This is a genomic window from Deltaproteobacteria bacterium, from assembly GCA_003696105.1.
Taxonomy (GTDB): Bacteria; Myxococcota_A; Polyangia; order Haliangiales; family J016; genus J016.
Map to the genome: position 1 here is coordinate 1 of RFGE01000104.1, position 20,682 is coordinate 20,682.

A 20,682-nucleotide genomic window follows, 5' to 3' on the forward strand; every position below is an offset into this window, starting at 1 on the left:
CTCGGCACGGTCGGGCACTGGTTCGCGTTCGTGCACGACTGGCCGCCCTCGAGCCCCGCGAACCGCCACAGCGAAAACTCCACCTCGCCGAAAGTCGCGACGACGATCTGCAGCGCGTTCTTCGCCTGGTAGATGCGGCTGTCGTCGGCGAGCCCGTCGCCGTCGACGTCGCAGCCGGGGTGTTGCGCGCTTCCGTCGCCGCGGGTCGCGACGGACTCGGTGAACACCAACTCGTTGCCGCAGCCGGTCTGTCCCGTGACGGCCTGCCAGCAGTTGTTGCGATATGTGTTGCGGCAGGTCGTGGTCCAGTTGCTCGCGCACGACGGGAGGTTCGCGATCGTCCACGACACGCACGCGTTGCAGCGGGTGTCCGGCACCGGCCCGCCGCTGGCGGTGCACGGCGAAAACCCGCTGGCCGTGCACGTGCTGGGCAGATCGACGATCTCGGGCGTCTGCAACATGGACCCGGAGTTGTCGAGCAGCACCGTGATCCGCGATTTCGTGACCTGTGCGGCGGCCGGGCCGGACGCCGACAGGGCGGCCACCGCGGCGACCGCCACGTACGCGATGCGCTGAACTAGGCTCATATCGAACTCCCGGGTCCGGAGACGAAGTGTCATCGCCCCCACACTTTCGACGAGTGTAAGAGAACGCTGGGGTACGCGTAAAGCGGCGATCGCGGGCGACGTGCAACTGGTCCGTGGGCTGCGCCGGGACGCCGCGATTGCCGGCGCCCGCCGCGACTCGGCCGCGCCGGCCCGGCCGCGGACCCCGGCCCTATGCGTCGCCGGCGCCGGTGCGCGCGAGGAACTGATCGAGCCACCGCTGCTGCGCCGCGGTGAGCCCGGTGAACCGCAGGCCCGCGGCGAACGCGCCATCGTCCTGCTCGGCGGCCCACTGGACGGTGGCGCGCGTCGTCAGCGGCGGCATGCGCTCGTCTTCGATCCCGTCGACGACGACGAACAGGTCGAGGCGGACTTCCGCGCCTTCGGCGAGGGGGAACGCCGACTCGAGGCAGCAGCCCCCGACCGACACGTTGCGGGTGGTGCCGGTGAACGTGCGATCGCCGCAGGCGACCTCGGCCGACAGACGGATGGCGAAGCGGGGATGGACGCGGTGTTCGGTCATGACGCGAACGGATCGTTCGGCGCGACGTCGTCGCCGCGCGCGCGGCCTTCGTCGAGGTAGCGCAGGAACAACTCGAGCGTGTCCATCTGCTCCCGGGTCAGCGTGAGAAACGCCGCGCCCAGTTGGTGTTCGTCGCCGATCGGCGTGCACCAGACGATGCGCACCGGCAGCTCGAGCGGCTCGGACCGGGCCGAGGCGTCGCCGCCGGCCGGCGCGAGCACGAGCGCGAGCTGCGCCGTCCCCTCGGCCCCCAGCGGTACGGCGTCCGCCGTGTACGCGGACATCCCGCCGCGCGACAGGTTCCGGGAGCGACCCTCGACGGACAGATCCCCCAGATCGAGACGAACGGCCACCTCGACCGCGTAGCGCGGATGCTGGCGCGCGTCGGCCACGACGGCAGTATAGGCCAGCGCGGTCTGCCGCCGCCAGCGGGCGCGGTCCGCGACGGCCGCCGCGGTGCCATACTGACGGCATGGCGCTGTCGCGCAATGCGCTGGCCGTGCTCCGCCGCCGCTATCTGCGGCCCGGCGAGACGCCGGACGATCTGTTTCGCCGGGTCGCCGCGACGATCCGCGCCGCGGAAGCCCGCCTGCCGGACCCGCCGGCCGATGCGGACGCGTTCGCCGACCGGCTGCGCGCGCGCATGGCGGCGGGCGAGCTGCTGCCGAACTCGCCCGCGCTGATGAACGCCGGGCGTCCGGACGGCCAGCTCGCCGCGTGTTTCGTCGTGCCGGTCGAGGACGACACCGCCGCGATCTTCGACGCCATCAAGTGGGCGGCGATGATCCAGCGCACCGGCGGCGGGACCGGGTTTAGCTTCTCGCGGCTGCGCCCCGCCGGCGATCCGGTCGGCGACGGCGGCGTCGCGGCCGGCCCGGTGGCGTTCATGGAGGCGTTCGACCGCGCCACCGCGGCGATCGCCCAGGGCGGCGTGCGCCGCGGCGCCAACATGGGCGTGCTGCGCGTCGACCATCCGGACATCCTCGACTTCGTCACCGTCAAGCTCGACCCGGACCGCATGCGCAACTTCAACCTGTCGGTGGCGGCGACCGATGCGTTCATGGCGGCGGTCGACCGCGGCGAGCGCTACGCCCTGCGCAACCCGCGCACCGGCGCGGTCGTGCGCGAACTCGACGCGCGGCGGGTGTTCCAGCTCATCGCCGACGTGGCCTGGCAGTGCGGCGATCCCGGCATGCTGTTCATCGACCGCATCGAAGCGGCCAACCCCACGCCGGCGCTCGGCCGGATCGAGGCGACGAATCCGTGCGGCGAGCAACCGCTGTTGCCGTTCGAGGCGTGCGTGCTCGGCAGCGTCAACCTCTCGGCGTTCGTCCGCGACGGCTCGGTCGACGAGGCCGCGCTCGCGGCGGCGGTCCGCGACGGCGTGCGCATGCTCGACGACCTGATCGACGCCAGCGCGTTCCCGCTGCCGCAGATCGAGGCGATCACCCGCGCCAACCGCAAGATCGGCCTCGGCGTGATGGGCTGGGCGGATCTGTTGATCGCGCTGGGCATCCCGTACGACGACGACGAGGCGCTGGCGCTCGCCGACCGGGTCGGCGCGCTCGTCGAGCGCGAATCGCTGGCGATGTCCGAGCGGCTCGCGGAGGCGCGCGGGCCGTTTTCGAACTGGCCGCAGTCGACGTGGGCGGGGACGCGCCGGCTGCGCAACGCGACGACGACGACGGTCGCGCCGACCGGGACGATCAGCATCCTCGCCGGCTGTTCGAGCGGGATCGAGCCGCTGTACGCAGTGGCGTACGAGCGGCACGTGCTCGACGGCGAGGTGCTCGACGAGATGCACCCGGCGTTCGAGCGCATCGCGCGGGCGCGCGGGTTCTGGAGCGACGCGCTGCGCGACGCGGTCCGCGCGCGCGGCCGCGTGCGCGGGCTCGACGGGGTGCCGGCGGACGTGCAGCGGCTGTTCGCGACGGCGCATGACGTCGCCCCGGAGCGGCACGTGCAGATGCAGGCCGTGTTCCAGCGCTACAGCCACTCGGGCGTGTCCAAGACGGTCAACCTGCCGCGTGACGCGCCGCCGGAGGCGGTCGCGCGCGCCTACCGGCTGGCGTACGAACTCGGGTGCAAGGGGATTACCGTGTACCGCGACGGCAGCCGGGCGGGGCAGGTGCTCGCGTACGGGCGCGGCGGCGCCACCGGCGGGGAGGGCGACGCCGAGCGGTGCCCCGAGTGCGGTGGGGCGGTGCGGCGCGCCGGAGGCTGCGTGGCCTGCCGCCAGTGCGGCTGGTCGGCGTGCGCGTGACGCGGCGCCGGCGGCCGGCGTGCGCGCACGACGCGGTGCCGGCGGCCGGCATGCGCGCGACGCGGCGCCGGCGGCCGCCGTGCGCGTGGCGCGGCGCTCGTCGCCGGCGCCGGCGTGCGCAGGACGAGGCCCCGGCGGGCGGCACGCGCGCGACGCGGCGCGGCGGGCCGGTGCGCGCGCGCCGCGGCGCGGCAGGCCCGCGTGCGAGCGGCTACGAGCGGCGGCGGCGGCGGCGCGGCGGCCGCGGCGCCACGGCCTGGCGTTCGAGTTCTTCGAGGTGCTCGAGCATCGTCCGGATGGTTTCGCGCGTGGCCGCGTGCGGCTCGTTTTCGTGCGCGCGCGCCATCGCGAGGCGCAGCTCGGCGCGCAGCTCCGACTCCGCGAGCCGGTAGGTCCGCAGCGCCTCTTCGGCGTCGTACTCGGACAGGTCGGCGTCACAGCCGGTGGCGGCGACCCACACGGCGCTCAGCGCGGCGGCGCGGCGCCCCGGGTGCGACACGGCGAACTCCTTGACCGTTTTGCGGAGCCGCTGCCGCACGAGGTTGACCGGTGGAAGAGCTACCATTCCGTCTTTGTCGTCGTCGATGCGACGCAGCATCTGTCGTGACAATTCCCTCTCCGGTGTCGTTGGTGTGAGCTGATTCCCGGTCACGCCGCCGGCGTCGTCGCGCGCCGCCGTCCGATCGCGGCCCCGCCCCGCGCGCCGGGCGTGTACGCGGCGCGGGCCGAGGCATAGCGCACCCGTCTGACAGATGCGAGCCCCGCGACGGCGCGGCCGTCCTCCTTGACCCCGGCCGGCCGGGGGCCGGCGTCGAGCGGCGCATGGGCGACGAAGGTGGCGAAGGCGTGCATGGGAATCGAGCGGTGGAAGTTGGAGTTGCCAGTCTGACCGGCCGGCAGACTCTGCACAATTTTTCGGCGGTTGGCGAGCGAAAACTTTTCGATTTTTGTGTCGGAGAAAATTTCAATGTCACTAAATTGTGTCAGCTGGATCGCGGGAAGAACGTGCATCCACCGGCGTGAGACGCCGGCGCGTGAGGCCGCGGTGCGGGATCGCGCGACCTGTCGTCGCGACGTTGCGGCGACGCACGCCCGCGACGTGCGGGGGCCGTCGGCCCCAGGCCCCGGATCTCGGCCGGTTGTCTGGGCGCCGTGGCGCGGCTCGGCGCTCGCGAGCCCCCCGGCGCAGGCCCGCCGCGCGGACTCACGCCACGCGTCGCGTCACGGCAGGCGGGTGAGCCGCAACTCCCCGGGCGGGTAGACGGCGCGGTCGTAGGCGTAGGTCGACACGCGGATCGCGTCGCCTTCGCGGACCGCCCGGTTGTAGAAGCCGAACAGTTCCGCCCCGTCGAGTAGCACGGCGTGCTGCCAGGCGCCGCCCGCGTCGCGCCGGGCGAAGCGCAGCGCGATGTCCGTGCCGTCCTGGTAGACCACCGCCGGCCTGCCCGCGCCGTCCAGCGCCAGCGCCGCTCCCGCGCCGACGGCGTGCGGCCGGTCGCCCTCGCGCGTGCCGTCGTCGACGACCTCGATCGCGCCCGCGCCGCCGGCGGCAGACCAGGTCGTGTACAGCAGCCGGTCCGCCAGCGCATCCTGGTACGCGACGTGGATCGTGTCGCCGTCGGCCACCGCGCTGGCCCACATGCCGCGGTCGCCGCCGTCGCCGTCGATCACGGCCCGCTCGAACCCGCTGCCGGTCGCGCGGGCGACGACGAGATCGCCGGCCGTGCGGTCGTAGAACACAATCGCGAGGTCGCCGCCCGCGACGACGAGGTTGGCGAACAGGCCGCTGCCCTCGGGCAGATCGTGCGCCGGGAAGGTCGAGATGGCCGTGCATGCGCCGGCGACGCACTCGCTTCCGCTGCCGCAATCCTCGGTGCAGCTCGCGTCGACCGGCGCGCAGGTCATCGACGCGGTCACGCACACCTCGCCGGTCCCGCACAAGCCGGTGCACGGCACCGGGACGTCCTCGACCGTGTCGATCGTCCAGTCGCCGGGGCCGCTCGGGTCGGCGGAGGACGCGCGCGCGAGGCGGAGTTGGGCGCGCCGGCCGCCGGCGCCGTCGTCGATGCCGATGGCGAGGTAGGCGATCGCCGGCGCGCCGGACGGCTGCAGCGCCAGCGACGCGTACAGCCCCACCTGGCCGCCGTCGGCGTCCACGGTATGGATCGACCAGTCGCCGTCGCCGAGTTCGCGCGCGTACTTCAGCGCGCCGTGGGTGCGGTCCTGGTAGGCGACGTGCGCGAGCCCGTCGCGCAGCGCGATCGACGTCCACGCGCCGACGTCGTCCCCGGGCTCGACGACGCCGCCGCGGTAGGTGTTCGGCGCGTAGGTCGGCGCGGCATCGGCGGGGACGCCGTCGACGACGGTCGGGACCAACTCGTCGCCATCGACGTCGACCACGACCAGATCGCCGAGGGTCTCCTCGTAGGCCGACAGCACGGTGCGGCTGCCGTCGGTCGCCAGGTCGCTCCACCGCCCGATCGGGCCGGGCTCGACCTGACCGTCCGCGCACTCGTCATCGCCGCAGCTCGGCGTGTCGTTTCCGTTGCAGCTACACCCAGGTGGGCCGGAGAGCGCCAGCAGCGCCGCGATCGCGGCGATCGGAGGCCGCCCGCGGCGTCGCCGCCGCCGCAGGACCAGGACCGCTGCGGCGAACAGCGCGGCGACCGCCGCCGAGGACCGCGGGTCGGACGTGCGGCCGACGCGGCAGTTGCAGCCGGACGACCCGGCGCGGCCGTGGAAGCCGATGACCGCGCGCGGATTGGGCTGCGACACCAGTTCGGCGCGCAGCGACGGCACGGTGTCGATCGTCGCGGCGAGGACGACCGGCGTCGGGTCGGCGGTGCGCGGTTTGCCGACCTCGCGCGCGCGCACCTCGATCCGGTGGGTGCCCGGCAGCCAGAACACGTCGCGGCGCAGCGCGATCCGCGGCGACCGGGTGTACGGCGACCACAGCCCGCCGTCCACGCGGAACTGCCACTCGAGATCGGCGCGCGTTCCGTCGGGGCGGCCACCGCCGAGAGACAGCTCGACCGCGGGTCGGTCGGCGCGCGCCAGACGCGGCGCGTAGTAGACAGCGCGCGGCGGCACGTGGACCGCGACGATTTCGGCGCTCGTGTCGACCGGCGCCGGCGCCGGCGCGGAAGCCGGCTCGAGGTCGGCGAAGATCGCGAGGAACTGGCCGCTGTCGACGGACGTCACGCCGTCGGGTTGGATCGCCAGGCGCAGGTTGCCGATCTCCGGCAACGCGAACGCGCCCAGCGCGTCGCCCAGAAACGGCAGCGCGATCGACAGCACCGCCGGCAGCCGGTCGGCCAGCTCCTGCGGCGTTTCGAGCAGTGCGCGCGAGTTGGACACGGTGATGTTGGAGAAGGCGTCTTCGACGTCGCCGAGCACCGGTTGGAGCTGGCCGTCCGCGGTCACTTCGACGCCGAGCGGCAGGTGGACGTCGGCCGTCACGGTCATCACGCGGATGAACTGGTCGTCGACCATCGCGAAGAAATCGATGTCGAGGTTGGAGAAGGTGACGTCCAGCAGCGGCTCGTCGACCTCGCCGTCCGGCGTGAACGTGCCGGCGCCCAGCGCGATCGCCGGCGGTTGTTGCGGGCGCAGCCCGAGGTAGATCTGGCCCGGCTCGCCGTGGAGCAGATCGACCAGCGACGGCATCAGCACGCCCAGCGTGTCGGACGTGAGCAGGCTGATGGTCGGCGTGCCCATCGACAAGCACAGCAGGCCGCCGTCGTAGGCGCCCCAGGCCAGCGCGTCGAGTTCCTGGCGGTGAACGCCGACGGCGACGTCGAACGCGCCGCCGGTGTCGGGGCGTTGGTTGCCCGAAAAGAACGCAGACCGCGCGATGGCCGGCTGCGCCGGCGGATCGGCGGGCGGGCCGCACCGCGCGGCGGCCGCCCCGCCCCGGGCGCCGCCGAGCACGCCGAGCGACAGGCCGCCGCCGTCCGTGTCAGAGTAGCCGCCGCCCACCGCATAGATGTCGAGCGCGCCGGAGCCGGCGAGGCCGAGCGCCGACGCGAGCAGCCGGCCCGACACGCCCAGCTCCTGGAGGCATTCGCCGCCCGACATGCACACCTGGTCCTCGCACGCGTCGGCGAACGGGCCGCACTCGTCCACGGTGCCGCCCGGGCAGGCCTTGCACAGCGCGCCCTCGATTTGCTTGCGCAGGACGTCGGCGATGCCGCTGGTGAGCGTGTCCTTGAAGAAGCCGATCAACAGGTCGGCGAGCGTGCAACTGAACCCGCCCTTGAGGTCGATGTCGCCGTTGTCGAGCTGGTCGATTTGAACGTCGGCGACGCGAATTTCGGTCGTGCCCGCCGTCGGATGTTCGGCCAGATCGATCGACGTCGTGACCAGCAGGTCGGGCGCGCCCGACTTTTCGGTGTTCAGTTCGACGTCGCAGTTGGCGCTGATGAAGCCGCTTTCGTACCAGATGGCGAGGTCCGTCACCGTGTGGACGCGGGCACGGACCACCACGTCGATGCGCGAGCCGCCGTCGACCGGGTGCAGTTCCAGCCGCGGCGCGTCTCCGGGCCGCCGGTCGAGGTCGATGGCGACCGGACCGCACGGGTCGACGACCGGGCCGTCGATCGGCTCGCAGCAGATCGCCGGGTTGTCTCCCTCGCCGCACGCCGGCGGCACGTCGAACGTGAGGCTGTCGGAGCCGACGAGCGCCGCGACGAGCCCCGCCGGGTCGGCCGCGATGGCGTCCAGGCCGGTGGGCGTGACGCGAACCTGGACCGCGTTGCCGATGCGCGCCTCGGGCGGGAAGCCCCCGGGGATCGGCTCGACGCAGTTGCAGCCGTTGCCGCCACAGCCGGTCGCGAGCGCCGCGGTCACGCCGGCCAACCACAGTCGAAAGCGAAGTCGAATCATCCTGTCCTCTCGCGCGCGGGCGGGCAGCCGCGACGCCGCAGCGCGACCCACCCGCGCGGACGCTATCACAACCGAGGTGGCCGCGCCGCGCGGATCGGCTCACTCGGGTGGCCGATCGGCCCGACATCGTTTAGCGTTCCACCATGCACCGGCGCGCTCGGCAGGTGGCGCTCGCCAGCGCGATGGCGGCGTTCGCGGGGGCGGCGGTCGCCGGCGACCCGCCGCGAGGGCGCCGGCCGCCCCGCGAGCCGCCGACGCACGCGATCGTCGACCCGGCCGCCCTCGTGGTCGCTTCGGGCGGAGCGACCATTCGCCTGCGGCCGGGCGCGGCGGTTTCGCTGGTGCGGCGCCGGCGCGGCCGCGCGGTCGTGCGGCTGGTGGGCGACGTGCGCGCCATCGGCACCGTCGACGCGGCGGCGCTCGGTCTGTACGTGGCGCGCGACGTCGACGTGCCGGACGGCCGCCTGCTCGAGGGCGCGCTCGTGCGCGTCGTGCGCCGCGGGCGCGGCGGAGTCGCCACGGTGGAGACGACCGGCGCGGTCCGCGGTCGGTTCGACGTGCCGGCCGATGCGCTCAGCGCACAGCGGCACGAGTTCGTCTACCGCATGCCGCCGAACCGCCATTTCGTCACGCCCAAGCGCGACACCGCGCTGTACCGGGCGGCCGCGTCCGTCGGCACTCGCGCGCCGCCGGTCGCCGTCATCCGCGGCGGCGTCGAGGTCGTGTTGCTCGAGCAGATGGACACGCGCGCGAAGGTGCGCAGCCATGGGCCGGTCGAGGTGGAGGGCTGGGCGCTCGCGAGCGACTTTTACGACGAGGGCGACGGCGGCCCCGCGCCGGAGCTGCTGTCGCCGACGCACGAGGTCGTGCGCACCGCGGGCCTGTACGCGACGCCGGACGCCGCCGAGCCGTTCGCGGAGCTGCGCGGCGGCGCGCTCGTCGAGGCCAGCGCGGATCCGGCGACGCCCGCGCGCCGGAAGGTCACGACGGTGGGGAGGGTGAATGCGACGGGCTGGGTCGATCGCCGCGCGCTGCGCCGGCTCGCCACACCCGGCGGGTGAGGAAGTCGATCACCGCGCGCTCGACCTGGTGAGGCCGCTCGAGCGGCGCGGTGTGCGACCCGCCTTCGACCACGACGAGCTCGGCGCGTGGGATGTCGGCGGCCATCCGGCGGCTCAGGCTCGCCGGCGTGAAGCCGTCGCGGTCGCCCGCGACGACGAGCGCCGGCACCGCGACGCGGGGCAACACGTCGAGCGCGCTGTGGCGGTTCGCCTCGGTGAGCAGCGCCAAAAACAGGTTGGGATCGACGCGGGCGAGCCCGTCGAGGTAGGGGCGAAAGTCGTCCGGGTCGATGAGCGCGCCGTTGATCTCGATCCGCGCCGCCAGCCACAGCGCGGCGCGCGTCGGGGTGAACGCGCGCCACACGCCGCCGATCGCGCGGGGCGCGGCGCCGGCGGCGGCGCGCAACACCGGCAGGACGCGCGCGGCGGCCGACGTGCCGCGGAACGTGCGCAGCGGCGAGCCCGGCGCGCCGCACACGAGCACGAGTGCGGCGACCCGGTCCGGGTGGCGCCGGTACGTCTCGAGCGCGACTTGCACCCCCATCGAGTGGCCGACCAGGGTCGCGCGGTCGATGTCCGCGTCGTCGAGCAGGGCCGCGACGTCATCCGCGAGATCCGCGATGGCCAGGCGGGCGCCGTCGCGCGGGCGGGGCGACCGGCCATGGCCGGGATAGTGGCCGTGAACGAGCCGGGCGCGGGGAGCGAGCGCCCGGATCAGGTAGCGCCACACGTAGCCGTCGCAGCCGATGCCGTCACACAACGCGACCGCCGGCGCGCCCGGCCGCCCCGGATCGTAGCGCTCGTAGAACAGCGGCGACCGGTCGCCCGGGCGAAGGGCGTAGTGCTCGGTGCGGGCGGCGGTAGGTGGCGACACGACGGCGGGCGCCGGGACGACCTGCGCGGCCGGTTCGCAAGCGGGCGGCGGCAGCCGCTACGCCTTGGCTTCCTTCGGGTCGTCCTCGCCGGGGAACTCGTTGACCGACGGGTACTTCATGATCTCACGGCGGGCGATCTTCCACGCCTTTTGTACGATCCACGACAGCGACCGGTCCTGGCGGGCCGCTTCCTCCTGGATCTCCTTGAGCATGTCCTCGGGGAAGTAGAGGCTTTGCTTGCGCTTGTCCGAGCCGGCCATGTCGCCAGTGTCGCAAGGTTGCCCACACTCGGTCAAGGCATCCACGCCGCGATCCGCCGGGGGCGGGCGCGGTTCGCGCTTGCAAACCGGGCCAGCCGCACGTAGACTGCCCGGCCTGTTTCGACAACCCTCGACGCGGGAGAACCCTGTGGCAGGTGGGCTAAGCAAGCGAGATCTGAACAAGTTCAAGAAGCTTCTCGAGGAAAAGCGGCGCGCCGTCCTGGAGAATGCGAAAAAGACGCTCGTCGAGGACATGACGCTCGATCCGAACGATCTCCCCGACGAGATGGACTTGGCGTCGAGCGAGTACCTGCAGTCGTTCAATTTTCGGTTGCGCGGGCGAGAGAAGGCCTACCTCAAGAAGGTGGAACTCGCACTCCGCAAGATCGAGGACGGCACGTTCGGCATCTGCGAACAGTGCGAGGAGCCGATCACCAAGAAGCGCCTCGAGGCGCGCCCCGAGACCACCCTGTGCATCCGCTGCAAGGAAGCACAGGAGCGCGACGAGAAGGCGTTCGGGTAGGGCGGCGCGGTACCTGCCGCCGACTCCGTCGGCGTCGGGCGCGGCTCGGCTCCGATGCGCTGCGCCCCCGGGCCGGCTGGGTCCCCGCGCGCCGCGGATGCGCGCATCGGCGCGCCCGCTCGGTTCCGCGTTCGACCCGGCGGGCCCGCGCGTTTGGGCGGCCCTGCGCGAGCGCGCGGCCGCCGGGCGCTCGGCGTCGGACTGTCGCCCTGGGCGTGTAACCTCGCCGTCGGCGGCGGCGTCGTAGCGAACGAACTCGTTTCCAGGGAAGGCAATCGTGGCACACGAAACGACCGGCACGTCCCGGCGCGGCTTCCTGAAGGCCGCGACCGTCGCGATCGGCGGCGCGATCGGCGCCGTTTTCGCGATCCCCGTCATCCGCTATGTGCTGTATCCACTCGGCCGGCGCATCGTGACCAGCGCGAGCGACCCGGTCGACGTGGGGCCGGCAGACCAGGTCAAACCGGGCGGCCCGCCGGTGCGCGTGTCGATCGTCGCGCCGAGCGTCCGCGACGGGTGGACCGTGCGCCGCGACGTCGCGCTCGGCGCCGCGTGGTTGGTGCGCGACGCCGACGGCACGCTGCGCGCGCTGTCCACTGTGTGCCCGCATCTGGGCTGCGCGGTGGACTACGACGCGGACGCCGGCCGGTTCGCCTGTCCGTGTCACGCCAGCTCGTTTGCTCGCGACGGCGGGCGGCTCGGCGGGCCGGCGAAGCGCGGGCTCGACCCGCTGCCGGTCGAGGAGGCCGACGGCCGCGTGCGCGTCGCGTTCCGGCGCTACCGATCCGACACGCCCGACCGCGAGGAGGTGTAGCGTGCGCCGCGTCCTCGACTGGCTCGACGATCGGTCCGGCTACCGGGCCGTGCTCCGCTCCGCGCTCGACGAGCCGGTCCCCGGCGGCGCGTCGTTCGCGTACGTGTGGGGTTCGGTGCTCACGTTCGTGTTCGCGCTGCAGGCGGTCACCGGTGTGCTGCTCGCGCTGTACTACAGCCCGTCGTCGACCGACGCGTGGGCGTCGGTCGCGTACATCGAGGACCAGGTGACGGCCGGTTGGTTCATCCGCGGGCTGCACCACTACGGCGCTTCGGCGATGGTCATCCTCGCCGGCCTGCACATGCTCCAGACTGCGGTGTACGGGGCGTACAAAAAGCCGCGCGAACTCAATTGGATCGTGGGCGTGTTCCTGCTCGCGGTGCTCATGGCGTTCGCCCTCACCGGGTATCTGCTGCCGTGGGATCAAACCGGCTACTGGGCGACGAAGGTCGCCACCGGGATCGCGGGCAGCTCGCCGGCGATCGGCGACGCGCTCCAGCAGGTCGCGCAGGGGGGCAACGAGTACGGCAACCTCACGATCACCCGGTTCTTCACCCTGCACGTGTTCGTGCTGCCCGGCGCGCTCGTCGCGCTCATCGTCGCGCACGTCGCGCTGTTCCGAAAGCACGGGGTCACCCCGCGGTGGGGCAAGTCGCGGGACGAATTGCAGCGGACGACCGCGCCGTTTTGGCCGGACCAACTGCTGCGCGACATGATCGCGATCGCCGTCGTGTTCGCCGTGTTGTGCGCGGTGGTCGTCTACACCGGCGGCGCCGGGCTCGATGCGCCGGCGGACCCGTCGTCGAGCTTCGACGCCCGGCCGGAGTGGTACTTCCGCCCGCTGTTCCAGTTATTGAAGTACTTCCATGGGCCGCTCGAGACGATCGTCGCGCTCGGCGCGCCGGTCGTCATCGGCGGCGTGCTGCTGGCGTTGCCGTTCGCCGATCGGGGCGACAGCCGCGACCCGCGTCACCGCCTCCGCTACCTGGCGGTGCTCGGCGTCGGCTTCGCGGCGGCCGGCGCGCTCACGGCCGTGTCGTTTGCCGAGGACGCAGGCGACGAGGCGCTGCAACAGCGGCTCGCCGACGCCGAGCGCCAGGCCGACAAGGCGCGGTCGCTGGCGGCGCAATACGGCGTGCCGGCCGCCGGCGGTCCGGCCGTGTTCACGATGGAACCCGGCTACGAGGCGCGCAAGCTGTGGGGCGAGCGGTGTGCCGGCTGCCACCAGGGCGGCGATCGCAAGGGGCCGGAGATCGGACCGGGATACAACTCGCGCGCGTGGATTCGCGCGTTCTTGCGCGACCCGAGCGGCGATCGGTTCTTCGGCGTGACGAAGATCGACAAGATGAAGCCGGTGCAGGTGCAAGGAACTGACTTCGACGCGCTCGTCGAGATGGTGTACGCGGAGACGGGCGCGGCCGACGTGGACGCGGCGCTCGCCGAGCGGGGACGCCAGCTGTTCGACGACGGCGAGTGCTCCGATTGCCACTCGCGCGATTGGGACAGCGAGGGCGATCTCGGCCCCAACCTCGGCCGGCGCGGCACGGTCGACATGCTCGCGGCGTTCATCGCGGACCCCGGTCACCCGCGCTGGTTCGGCGACAAGAACGAGATGCCTCGGTTCGGCGACAAGCTGACGGCGGATCAGATCCGGAGGTTGGCCGAGTACGTCGCGGCGCTGCGCGACGAGGCGCCGGACGCGCCGGCCGGCGCCGCGCCGCGCTGACGCCGGACGCGCGACCGCCCGCTCGCCGCGGTGCGCGTGGGGGTTCGTACGGCGCGGGCCGAAGACGGGCGCGGCACGCGCTCCGGCCGCCGTGCGCGCCGTCACACGCCGCCCGTGCGCAGGCGCACGCACGCGACCGCCAGCGGCGCGCCGCCGATTCTCGCAAGCCCGCGCGTTGACACGCTCATCGGCGCGCGGGCAGGATCCCGTTGAATGCGAACGGCGGGGTGGGCCGTCCATACTGGCCGAACCGAGCCTACGTTACGAAGGGAGACGATCCGATGAACAGGAAATGGAGCGGATGGATTGCGGTCGCCGCGGGGCTCACGCTCCTCGGCTCGACCTCCGGTTGCGTGATCACGGCGCGCGCACGCCCTGCCGTGGTCGTGGTCGACGAGTCGCCGCCGCCGCCGCGGGCCGAGCCGGTGCCGGCACCGCGCCCCGGCTACGTGTGGGCGCGCGGGCACTGGGAGTTCCGCAACGGCCGCTGGGTGTGGAAGCGCGGCTACTGGAAAGCGCAGCGCGCCGGCTACGAGTGGGTCCCGGGCCACTGGGAGCGGCGCGGCAACCGGTACCACTGGGTCGCCGGCCACTGGCGCCGCGTGAGCGCCGGGCCGGTCGTCCGCGATCACCGGCGCCCGCCCGCTCCGCCGCCCGCGCCAGCGCCCGAGGCCAGCGCGGAGGTCTGGGTCGAGGTCGCGCCGCCGCCGCCGCGGGCCGAGCCGCCGCCTCCGGCCCGGCCTGGCTGGGTGTGGGTGGCCGGCCGCTGGGAATGGCACAACGGCCAGTGGAAGTGGCGCAAGGGCCGCTGGCAGCGCGCGAAGGCCGGCTACCGGTGGGTACCGGGCCACTGGGAGCGCCGCGGCAACCGCTATCGGTGGGTGCCGGGCCACTGGGAGCGCGATTCGGGGGGCGGCGTGATCCGCCGCGACCACCGGCGCGACGCGCCGCGCGAGACCGAGGTCGTGCCCGCTCGGCGCGGCAAGTGAGCGACGCTCGTCGCGCGGGCGTCGGTTCGCGGGCGTCGATCGCCGGGCGAGCTTCGCGTGGAACCGCGACCGACCGGCCGGCGCCGGTGAGCTGACCGCGCGGCGTGGTACTGTCGGCGCCCCCGCGATCGCGGGGGCGCCTTTTTTACGATCTATCGCTCATTTCGCCGGAGTCGTGTCATGCGTTGTGGATGCAACAAATGGGTCGCCGCCGCGTGGGCGGTCGCCGCGGTCGCCGTCTCGCCGGCGGTGCAGGCGCAGAAGGCGCCCGCGGTCGCGTCGCTCGCCGAGGAGCTGCAGCGGATCCGCACCGATGTCGAGTTGGTCAAACAGGCGGTCGTCCAGGTGCCGACGTTGGCCCAGGCGGTCAAGGACATCGACGCGAAGCTCGCCGTGCTCGAACAGGACGTCGCGACGTTGCGCGAAACGGCCGGCGCGTCACCGGAAGTCGTCGGCGCGATCGATCGCGTCGCGGCCCGCGTGGATGCGCTGGCGCAGGAGGTCGCGGCGGCGCGAGCCGAGCTGGCCGCGGTCGAGCGGCCGCCGATCGCGGGCGGCGGCGGCGCGTCGCACCACGGCGGCTTTTCGTGGGCGACGGACGACGGGCGCTTCGCGCTGTCGATCGGCGGCTACGGCCAGATCCGCAGCGAAGTCGCGCTGTCCGGCGGCTTCGACCACGTCGACGAGGCGACCCTCCGCATCCGCCGCGCGCGGTTGGCGACCAAGGGCCACCTCGGCTCGGATCGGCTCACGTTCAAGCTGGTCGTCGACGCGGCCAAGTCGCCGTCGCTGCACGACCTGTACCTCGACTACCGATTCGCGCCAGGGTTGGCGCTTCGCGCCGGCCAGTGGAAGACCCAGTTCATCCGGCAGTTCACGACCAGCAGCACGCGGCTCGCGTTCGTCGAGCGCAGCCGTTTCGTCGACAACTACCGCTACGACCGCGACGTGATGGTGGCGCTGCACGGCCAGGCGCTCGACGGTCGCCTCGGCTACTACGCGAGCTTCGGCAACGGCGCCGGGCGCGCGAAGGACAACGACAACATCGATTTCAACCAGGTCGTGCGGCTCGAGTACGCGCTGGTCGGCGCGCTGCCGAAACACGAAGAGGGCGACTGGCGCGGGCGCGACGACATGTCGCTGGTCGTCACGGGCGGGTTCGTCCACGACCTGGTGGCCCTCGCCGACGACCTGGCCGGGCTCGCGGTCAACAACGACGTCGATGCCGACGGCGAGGTCGACAACGTGCGCGTGATCAGCGCGACGGCCGGCGCGGCGCTGCGCTATCGCGGCGCCAGCGCGACGGCCGAATGGGTGCTCCGCCGCGAGTCGTGGGGCACCATCCTCGACCACCCCGACAACGCCGCGCTCGCCGCGGCGCTCAACGACCTGGGCGGCTCCGGCGACACGCGCTACTACCAGGGCTTCTACGTGTCCGGCACGTACATGGTCGTTCCCCGCCGAGTGATGGTCGGAGCGCGCGTCGCGCACTCGCGCAACCCGCTGCTGCGCGTCGGTGGTCGCACGGTGTCGGAGCCGCCGTTGGCGGCGCGCTTGCTCGAGGTCGACGGTCTGGTCCAGCTCTACGACGACCGGGTCGGCGGCCGTTTCATCGGCCTGATGTACTCGTTTTTCGACTACAACGCCCGCACCGGGCCGGATCCGGCGGGCGACAAGCAGCACCGCATCCTCGTCGAGACGCAGTTGCAGTTTTGACGGACCGCGGTCCAGTCGGCCCAGCCACGCGGGACCGCGCGCCGGACGCGCCGTTCAATCGGCCAGAAGTTCGAGCGCGGTTTCGGCGGCCGTGACGCGGACTTCGGCGTCTTCGTCGGCCAGCGCGCCGGCGAGCGCGTCGGACGGCTCGCCCAGGTAGCGCAGCGCGCGGACCGCGCGGCGGCGCGTGAGCGGGCTCGCCGCCTCCGCGAGCGCCGCGAGCGCCGGCCCGCCGCGCGAATCGCCGAGTCGCGCGAGGTCGATGGCCGCTTCGATGCGGGCGTCGTCGTCGTCGCCGGCCAGCACGGCCGCCAGCGTCGCGCGGGCGTCGTCGCGTGCGCCGAGCCGAACGAGAGCGCGGGCCGCGGCGAGGCGGACCCGCACCTCGGGATCGCGGGACGCGGCGCGCCGGGCGGCGGCGACCGCGGGATCCCCGCCGTCGGCCGGCAGGGCATTGAGCGCCGCGGCGCGGATCGGCCAGGCCGGCTGCGCGAGTGCGGCGGTGGCGGCCGCGACCACCGCGCCGGGGTCGCGATCGCGGCGCGCGAGCGCGGCGGCGGCGCGCAGCGCGACGAGCGGGTCGCCGCCGGACACGAGCGGCCGCAACCGCGCGGTCGCCTCGGCACCCGCGCGGCGCGCGAGCGCGGCGACCGCGGCGAGCCGCGCGCCGAGGTACGGATCGCGCAGCGCCGCGACCGCCGCCGGCACGATCCCGGGCGCACCGCGATCGGCAGCCGCTCGCAGCGCCTCGGCGCGCACGGGGCCGGCGGGGTCGCGCCGAGCCATGCGAAGGATGTCCGCGAGCACCCTGGCGGGCGCCAGCGGCGCGACCGCGCGGACCGCGGCGCGGCGCACCCGCGCGTCCGGATCGCGCAACCGCGGCACGAGATCGGGCAGCGCGCGGCGGCCCACCTTGCGCGCGATCCCCTCGACCGCGATGGCGCGGGCCTCGGCGCGGTCGCTGGACAGCGCGTCGGTCGCGATGCGCGGCGCGTCGGGGTGAGCGCGCAGGACCGCCACGGCTGCCGCGGCGCGCACGGCCGGATCGTCGTCGCCCATGCGGCGCATCACCTCGTCGGCCAGTGGCTCGAGTTCGAGGCGCTCGGCGATCTGGACCGCGCGCAGGCGAATCGCGGGCGACGGCGTGCGCAGCGCCTGCCACAGCGTCGACATCGCCATCGCCCGCAGCGCGTCGCGGTCGGGCGCGCCGCGCAGCGCGACCCATTCGCGATACAGGGCGACCGCGCGCGCGGGATCGCGGCGGGCGAACGCGGCCTGGATCTTGACCCGCCACAGCAGCGGCTGCTTCGGGAACCGCGCGAGTTCGCGATCCGCGAGCTGCTCCGCCTCCGCGACCCGGCCGGCTGCGAGCAGCCGTTGCGCGCGCCGCGCTTCTGGCGGCGGCCCACACGCCGCGGCGGCCAGCAGTGGCAACAGCAGCAGGAGCGGCGCGCGGGCCGGCGAGGCGGCGAAGCGGTGAGGTCGGGTCGGGACGTCGTCGATCATCGTGGCGGTGGATCGCTGGGGCGGTCGTGGGCGCCGGGCGTGCCCGGCGGCCCATCGCGCCGGCAGAGGCCGACGCATGCAGCGTACACCACCGACGGGCGGTGCGCCGCTTCGAGGCGGCGGGTGCAAACCGCGCGCGCGTAGTGTACAAAGCGGCGATGCCGGTCGGCGCCGTGTTGTTCGATCTCGACGGGACGCTCGTGGACTCCGAGCGCGAGTACGCCGAGGCGATGGCGCGAGCGCTGCGCGCGGGGCTCGGCCTCGCCATCGATCAGGCCGACCGCGACTACCTCGTCGGCCGCGCGTGGGGCGACATCCACGCGCACCTGCGCGAGCGCTACGGCGAGCGGATGCCGTGGTCGCGGCAGCAGCTGATCGACGCGACGTTCGCCGAGCGCCAGCGTTTGGGTGCCGAGCGCGACGTGACCGTCCTGCCCGGCGCGCGCGACGCCATCGCGCGGTTCGACGGCATCCCGCGCGCGATCGTGACCGGCTCGTCGCGCCAGGAGGCGGCGTTTTCGCTGCGCGCGCTCGGCGAGACCGCCGCATTCCGCGCGGTCGTCACGTGCGAAGACTACGCCCGGTCCAAGCCGGCGCCCGACGGCTACCTCGCCGCGGCCGCCGCCGTCGGCGTCGACCCGCGCGACTGTCTCGTGGTCGAGGACTCGGCCGCCGGGATCGCCGCGGGGCTCGCCGCCGGCATGCTGGTGGTCGCGGTGCGCGCGGGCAATTTCGTGGGCGCCGACCAGTCGGCCGCCCACCGCATCGTGGACACGCTCGACGACCTGACGATCGACCTCGTGCGCGCGCTGCGGGCCGAAGTGCCGCACTGACGCGCCGCCCGATCCACACGCCACCGCCGATGCTCGAACGACTCCCGGAACGCGTCACGATCTACGAAGTCGGGCCCCGCGACGGCCTGCAGAACGAGGCGCGCACGGTGCCCACCGCCGACAAGATCGCGTTCATCAACGCGCTGTCGGACACCGGCCTGCCGGCGATCGAGATCACGAGTTTCGTGTCGCCGCGGTGGATCCCGCAGCTGGCCGACGCCGTCGAGGTGGCGCGCGGCGTCGATCGCCGGCCCGGCGTGCGGTATTCGGCGCTCGTGCCGAACCGCAAAGGGCTCGACCGCGCCATCGACGCCGGCATGGACGAAATCGCCGTGTTCCTGTCGGCGTCCGAGACGCACAACAAGCGCAACGTCAACAAGTCGATCGACGACACGCTGCGCGCGTTCGACGGCGTCGTCGGCCCGGCGCTCGACCGCGGCATGCGCGTCCGCGCCTACGTGTCGACCGTGTACGGCTGCCCGTACGAGGGGGAGGTCGACCCGGCGGTGGCCGTCCGCCTGGCGCAGACGCTGCTCGGGATGGGCGTGTACCAGGTGTCGCTCGGCGACACGATCGGCGTCGCCAACCCGCGCCAGGTCGAGCACGTGCTGTCGATGGTGCTCGAGCGCGTGCCGGCCGAAGCGATCGCGATGCACTTTCACGACACGCAGGGCACGGCGCTGGCCAACTGCCTCGTCGGCCTCACCCTCGGCGTGACCACCGTCGACGCGGCGGTCGGCGGCCTCGGCGGCTGCCCGTACGCGCCGGGCGCCGCCGGCAACCTGGCGACCGAGGACGTCGTCGCGATGTTGCACGCGATGGGTGTCGACACCGGCGTCGACCTCGACAAGCTGATCGACTGCTCGCGCATGGCCGCGGCGTTCGTCGGCCACGAGCTGCCGAGCAAGTACCTCAAGGCCCACATCGGCAAGCGCGCGCGCGCGCGCCGGCACGCGGAGACTCCACCGTGACACAGCAGACGACGACCGACTCCCCGGACCTCATCGTGGCCCGCCGCGACGACGGCGTCGCGTGGGTGACCCTCAACCGTCCCGATGCGCGCAACGCGCTGTCGCGCTCGGTCAACCTCGACCTGCAGCGCGTCGCGCGCGACCTCGGCCGCGACCGATCGGTGCGCGCCGTGGTGCTCACGGGCGCGGGCGACCGCGCGTTTTGCGCCGGCGCGGATCTGAAGGAGCGCAAAGGCGTAGCGCCCGAGGACACCGGACCCTACGTGGACGCGATCAGCGGCGCGATCGACGCGTGGGCGCGCATTCCGCAGCCGACGATCGCCGCGGTCAACGGGTTCGCGTTCGGCGGCGGGTTCGAACTGGCGCTCGCGTGCGACTTCCGCATCGCCAGCGACCGGGCCGCGTTCGCGCTCACCGAGGTGCGGCTCGGCATCATGCCGGGCGCCGGCGGCACGCAGCGGCTGCCGCGGCTGATCGGCGTCGCGCGCGCGAAGGAACTCATCTTGCTGGGCAAGCGGCTGTCGGCCGAGCAGGCGCTCGACTACGGCGTCGTCCACTCGTGCGTGCCGCACGCCGAGCTGTCGCGCGCCGTCGAGGAGCTGCTCGAAGACCTGGCCGCGTGCGCGCCGATCTCGGTGCGCATGGCCAAGGAGGCGATCGACCGCGGCACGGAGGTCGGCATCGACGAGGGGCTGCGCATCGAGCGCCGCTGCTACGACGTCACCTTGTTTACCGAGGATCGCAACGAGGGCTTGCGCGCGTTCGCCGAGAAACGGCCGCCGGTGTACCGCGGTCGCTGACGCCGCGCCGCCGCCGGCCCGGCACTGCTCCGCGCGTGCCGCGCTGCCGTCCGCCGAGTCGCCGTCGCGGCCGCGCCCGCGCCGGATGGCACCGACCGGGGGCGACGGGCGGCGCAGGCTGCCCTGCACCGACGCCGCGCGTCGGACCGGATCTACCGCGGGCGCAGGTCCGACAGCCGGGGCAAGGAACCCGGGCGCGGCGGCGCGGGGCGGCGGTCCACCTCGGTGTTGTCACCGACCGGCGGACGGTGCCCGATGGGCAGGTCCGACGGCCGCGCCGCGACGCCCGGAAGGGGGCGGCGGGCGGGGCGCCGGGCCGCGGAAGGCGCGGCC

The 20,682-nt window shown here is 73.9% G+C and carries 18 protein-coding genes and 1 pseudogene; 10 read left to right on the plus strand and 9 right to left on the minus strand.

Annotation, left to right across the window (positions count from 1 at the left end; genetic code table 11):
- The 3 genes from D6689_07135 to D6689_07145 form a co-directional block, all read right to left on the minus strand.
- A partial coding sequence (locus D6689_07135) for a hypothetical protein (GenBank protein RMH42785.1) occupies positions 1 to 560 on the minus strand: 560 nt, incomplete at its 3' end.
- Positions 561 to 777: 217 nt separating this feature from the next.
- Positions 778 to 1,128, minus strand: coding sequence for a PilZ domain-containing protein (locus D6689_07140; protein RMH42786.1), 351 nt, complete (start codon positions 1,126 to 1,128; stop codon positions 778 to 780).
- Complete coding sequence (locus D6689_07145; GenBank protein ID RMH42787.1) at positions 1,125 to 1,538, minus strand: PilZ domain-containing protein; 414 nt, start codon at positions 1,536 to 1,538, stop codon at positions 1,125 to 1,127. Before D6689_07145 ends, D6689_07140 begins: the two co-directional genes overlap by 4 nt.
- 62 nt (positions 1,539 to 1,600) lie before the next feature.
- On the opposite strand from D6689_07145, the gene D6689_07150 reads away from it, so the two are divergent.
- Complete coding sequence (locus D6689_07150) at positions 1,601 to 3,391, plus strand: adenosylcobalamin-dependent ribonucleoside-diphosphate reductase (GenBank protein ID RMH42788.1); 1,791 nt, start codon at positions 1,601 to 1,603, stop codon at positions 3,389 to 3,391.
- A gap of 211 nt (positions 3,392 to 3,602) precedes the next feature.
- Here the strand turns inward: D6689_07150 and D6689_07155 are convergent, their stop codons facing one another.
- The 3 genes from D6689_07155 to D6689_07165 form a co-directional block, all read right to left on the minus strand.
- The gene (locus tag D6689_07155) at positions 3,603 to 3,989 is read right to left on the minus strand and encodes a hypothetical protein (protein RMH42789.1); all 387 of its coding nucleotides are present in this window, start codon (positions 3,987 to 3,989) and stop codon (positions 3,603 to 3,605) included.
- Positions 3,990 to 4,039: 50 nt separating this feature from the next.
- On the minus strand, positions 4,040 to 4,243 hold the full coding sequence (locus D6689_07160) for a hypothetical protein (GenBank protein RMH42790.1): 204 nt from the start codon (positions 4,241 to 4,243) through the stop codon (positions 4,040 to 4,042).
- Between the two features lie 369 nt (positions 4,244 to 4,612).
- Entirely contained in the window at positions 4,613 to 8,326 is a 3,714-nt protein-coding gene (locus D6689_07165; GenBank protein RMH42791.1) for a hypothetical protein, read from the minus strand.
- A 92-nt stretch (positions 8,327 to 8,418) separates the two neighbouring features.
- Here D6689_07165 and D6689_07170 point away from each other — a divergent pair, with 92 nt between their 5' ends.
- Positions 8,419 to 9,336 carry a hypothetical protein gene (locus tag D6689_07170; protein ID RMH42792.1) on the plus strand — a complete coding sequence of 306 codons (918 nt, stop codon included), beginning with the start codon at positions 8,419 to 8,421 and terminating at the stop codon, positions 9,334 to 9,336.
- Here the strand turns inward: D6689_07170 and D6689_07175 are convergent.
- Both D6689_07175 and D6689_07180 read right to left on the minus strand, forming a co-directional pair.
- Positions 9,257 to 10,264, minus strand: a complete 1,008-nt coding sequence (locus D6689_07175; protein RMH42793.1) for an alpha/beta fold hydrolase — start codon at positions 10,262 to 10,264, stop codon at positions 9,257 to 9,259. The two genes, D6689_07170 and D6689_07175, sit on opposite strands and share 80 nt — an antisense overlap.
- A 3-nt stretch (positions 10,265 to 10,267) precedes the next feature.
- Positions 10,268 to 10,471 carry a TIGR04563 family protein gene (locus tag D6689_07180; protein RMH42794.1) on the minus strand — a complete coding sequence of 68 codons (204 nt, stop codon included), beginning with the start codon at positions 10,469 to 10,471 and terminating at the stop codon, positions 10,268 to 10,270.
- Between D6689_07180 and D6689_07185 the strand changes: the two genes are divergently transcribed.
- From D6689_07185 to D6689_07205, 5 genes and pseudogenes are all read left to right on the plus strand, one after another.
- Positions 10,470 to 10,994 (plus strand): conjugal transfer protein TraR, encoded by a 525-nt coding sequence (locus D6689_07185; protein RMH42795.1) that lies wholly within the window; start codon positions 10,470 to 10,472, stop codon positions 10,992 to 10,994. The two genes, D6689_07180 and D6689_07185, sit on opposite strands and share 2 nt — an antisense overlap.
- A 277-nt stretch (positions 10,995 to 11,271) precedes the next feature.
- On the plus strand, positions 11,272 to 11,808 hold the full coding sequence (locus tag D6689_07190; protein RMH42796.1) for a ubiquinol-cytochrome c reductase iron-sulfur subunit: 537 nt from the start codon (positions 11,272 to 11,274) through the stop codon (positions 11,806 to 11,808).
- Positions 11,672 to 13,534 carry a DUF4405 domain-containing protein gene (locus D6689_07195; protein RMH42797.1) on the plus strand — a complete coding sequence of 621 codons (1,863 nt, stop codon included), beginning with the start codon at positions 11,672 to 11,674 and terminating at the stop codon, positions 13,532 to 13,534. The genes D6689_07190 and D6689_07195 overlap by 137 nt, the downstream gene beginning before the upstream one ends.
- 281 nt (positions 13,535 to 13,815) lie before the next feature.
- Positions 13,816 to 14,130, plus strand: a pseudogene (locus D6689_07200) (hypothetical protein).
- Positions 14,131 to 14,703: 573 nt separating this feature from the next.
- On the plus strand, positions 14,704 to 16,239 hold the full coding sequence (locus D6689_07205; protein RMH42798.1) for a hypothetical protein: 1,536 nt from the start codon (positions 14,704 to 14,706) through the stop codon (positions 16,237 to 16,239).
- Between the two features lie 54 nt (positions 16,240 to 16,293).
- Here the strand turns inward: D6689_07205 and D6689_07210 are convergent, their stop codons facing one another.
- Complete coding sequence (locus D6689_07210) at positions 16,294 to 17,823, minus strand: hypothetical protein (protein RMH42799.1); 1,530 nt, start codon at positions 17,821 to 17,823, stop codon at positions 16,294 to 16,296.
- A 23-nt stretch (positions 17,824 to 17,846) separates the two neighbouring features.
- Here D6689_07210 and D6689_07215 point away from each other — a divergent pair, with 23 nt between their 5' ends.
- Genes D6689_07215 through D6689_07225 form a run of 3 tightly spaced genes read left to right on the plus strand, consistent with a single transcriptional unit; the run spans position 17,847 to position 20,349 of the window.
- Complete coding sequence (locus tag D6689_07215; protein RMH42800.1) at positions 17,847 to 18,578, plus strand: HAD family phosphatase; 732 nt, start codon at positions 17,847 to 17,849, stop codon at positions 18,576 to 18,578.
- A 29-nt stretch (positions 18,579 to 18,607) separates the two neighbouring features.
- Positions 18,608 to 19,549 carry a hydroxymethylglutaryl-CoA lyase gene (locus D6689_07220; protein ID RMH42801.1) on the plus strand — a complete coding sequence of 314 codons (942 nt, stop codon included), beginning with the start codon at positions 18,608 to 18,610 and terminating at the stop codon, positions 19,547 to 19,549.
- The gene (locus D6689_07225) at positions 19,546 to 20,349 is read left to right on the plus strand and encodes an enoyl-CoA hydratase (GenBank protein ID RMH42802.1); all 804 of its coding nucleotides are present in this window, start codon (positions 19,546 to 19,548) and stop codon (positions 20,347 to 20,349) included. The genes D6689_07220 and D6689_07225 overlap by 4 nt, the downstream gene beginning before the upstream one ends.
- Positions 20,350 to 20,682: the final 333 nt, after the last annotated feature.